Annotated in this window: 2 protein-coding genes; both read right to left on the bottom strand. The window is 64.1% G+C overall.

The window, feature by feature from the left end; translation table 11 throughout:
• Window positions 1–792, bottom strand: a 792-nt coding sequence (locus tag QZH66_RS15325) for a DctP family TRAP transporter solute-binding subunit (protein ID WP_305806770.1), incomplete at its 3' end; no start/stop codon positions are given.
• Between the two features lie 47 nt (window positions 793–839).
• A partial coding sequence (locus QZH66_RS15320) for a TRAP transporter large permease subunit (RefSeq protein ID WP_305806769.1) occupies window positions 840–2,109 on the bottom strand: 1,270 nt, incomplete at its 5' end.

The following is a 2,109-nucleotide window of genomic DNA, read 5'->3' as shown; positions in this document are numbered from 1 at the left end:
CTTCACGGCGGCGTCCTGCAGCACCTTCTTTTCGGCGCTGCTGAGCGTGTCCCACCACTTCTTGCTCACCGTGACGATCCAGGGGCTGTAGACGTGGTTGGTCACCGTGAGGTACTTCTGCACTTCATAGAACTTGCTCGACACCACGGTGTTGAACGGGTTCTCCTGGCCGTCGACGGCGCGCGTCTCAAGCGCGGTGAACAGTTCCGAGAACGGCAGCGGCACGGCGTTGGCGCCCAGGGCCTTGAAGCTGTCGAGGAAGACGTTGTTCTGCATCACGCGCAGCTTGATGTCGTTCATGTCTTCGAGCTTGGTGACCGGGCGCTTGTTGTTGGTCAGGTTGCGGAAACCATTCTCCCAATAGACCAGGCCGACCATGCCCTTGGGCTCCAAGGTGGCCTTGATTTTTTCGCCCACGGGGCCGTCGAGCACGGCGTCGGCTTCCTTGGTGTTGTTGAACAGGAACGGCGTGTCCCAGACCGCCATTTCGGGCGAGATACCCACGAGGGTGGCGGTGGAGCCGACCATCATCTCTTGCGCGCCGCCAATCAGGGCTTGCTGCATCTGCGTGTCCGAGCCCAGCGAGGCGTTGCCGATGGCGCGCACCTTCATCTTGCCGCCGCTGGCCTTTTCGACCTCTTGGGCGAACAGGCGCACGGCGCGGCCCTGGTTGGACTGGTCCACCAGCCCGTAGCCAAAGCGCACGATGCGCGGCTTGAAGTCTTGCGCCTGCACGGCGCCGGCGGCGGCCAATGCGGCCACCAGGCCGGCGAGAACGAATTTGATGCGCATGGGTGTCTCCTGAGTGATGAAGGGTGAGAGAAAAAGAAACAGAAAAATCAGTGCAGCCAGCGCAGCGGCGCGGTCACCAGTGCGGGAAAGATCACGAACAAGATGGCCAGCATCACGTAGGCGATGAGGAAGGGCGAAGTGCCCTTGATGACGGTCTCCATGCGCAGCCGCCCCACTCCGGCGACCACGTTCTGCACCGTGCCCACGGGCGGCGTGATCAGGCCGATGCAGCCCACGTAGATGAACATGAAGCCGAAGTACACCGGGTCGATGCCGGCCTTGACCGCCAGCGGCGCGCACACCGGGCCGAAGATCAGGATGGTGGGCGTGAGGTCCATCGCGGTGCCGACCACCAGCAGGAACAGCATCATCAGCGCCATGAAGATGACCGGGTCGTGCATGACGCCCGAAAAGCTGTCGGCCAGCATGTTGGGCAGATCGGCCAGCGTGATCATGTAGGCCGTAACGGTGGCGGCGCCGCACAGGAACATCACCACCGCCGTGGTCTTGCTGGCGGCCAGGAAGACATCGTAGACGCCCTTCCAGGTCAGTTCACGGTAAACGAACATCGACACCAGGAAGGCGTAGACGGCGGCCACCACGGCCGCCTCGGTCGGCGTGAAAATGCCGCCGCGCAGGCCACCCAGAATGATGACCGGCATCATCATGGCCCAGAAACTCTGCAGCAAGGCGCGCAGGCGCTGCGGCCACGGCACGCGCTCCATGGACGCGAGCTGGTGGCTGCGGGCGATCCACCACCAGGCGAACACCAGGAAGAAGCCCATCATCAGGCCCGGGAACACGCCGGCCAGGAACAGCTTGCTGATCGAGGTGTTGGTGGTCACGCCATAGATCACGAACGGCATCGACGGCGGAATGATGGGCGCGATGATGCCGCCCGAGGCCAGCAGGCCCGCGCTGTAGCTGGGCGGGTAGTTCTGCTGGCGCATCATGGGCAGCAGGATGGTGGCCAGGGCGGCGGTATCGGCAATGGCCGAGCCGCTCATCGACGCCAGCAGCACCGCCGCGCCGATCGCCACGTAGCCGAGGCCGCCACGGATATGGCCGACAAACGCGCGCGCCAGGTCGATGATGCGGCGCGAGAGGCCGCCGGCGTTCATGAGTTCGCCGGCCAGGATGAAGAACGGCACGGCCAGCAGCGGGAAGTTGTCGAACCCCGCCTGCAGGTTTTGCGCCAGCAGCTGGGAGTCGAAGAAGTCCAGGTGCCACATCAGCGCCACGCCGGTCAACACCAGCGACTGGGCGATCGGCATGCCGATCACCATGCCGCCAATCAGCACGGCCAGAAAAATGAAG

Source organism: Stenotrophomonas sp. YIM B06876 (assembly GCF_030711595.1).
Taxonomy (GTDB): Bacteria; Pseudomonadota; Gammaproteobacteria; order Xanthomonadales; family Xanthomonadaceae; genus Stenotrophomonas.
The sequence above is the reverse complement of the archived record's forward strand: the minus strand, read 5'-3'. Positions and strand labels throughout refer to the sequence as shown.